This is a genomic window from Azospirillum sp. B4 (assembly GCF_000333275.1).
GTDB lineage: Bacteria > Pseudomonadota > Alphaproteobacteria > Azospirillales > Azospirillaceae > Nitrospirillum.
Genome location: NZ_BACU01000712.1, coordinates 1 through 219 on the forward strand (window position 1 = coordinate 1; position 219 = coordinate 219).

A 219-nucleotide genomic window follows, 5' to 3' on the forward strand; every position below is an offset into this window, starting at 1 on the left:
TCGATCTTCTCGGTAGGCCGGGTATCAACGCCAAGCGCCGCCAGACCAACGAGCGCTACCTGGCCAAGGGCCGCCTGCGGCTTCGCTTCCCCACCCGCACACTGGCCAAGCGCTACCAGGCTCTGGTGCGGGAGTATGGTCCACCCGAGGCGAACACCCATCGCTACCGCCGGCCCAAGAAAGCCTGAATTCGCGGTCGCCCTGTCCCGCGTCAATAAA

1 protein-coding gene is annotated in these 219 nt (G+C 65.3%); it reads left to right on the plus strand.

What is annotated here, in order from left to right; translation table 11 throughout:
- Positions 1-188: hypothetical protein (locus tag I55_RS37515; protein ID WP_159107320.1), on the plus strand; the 188-nt coding region annotated here is incomplete at its 5' end.
- Positions 189-219 lie beyond the last annotated feature (31 nt).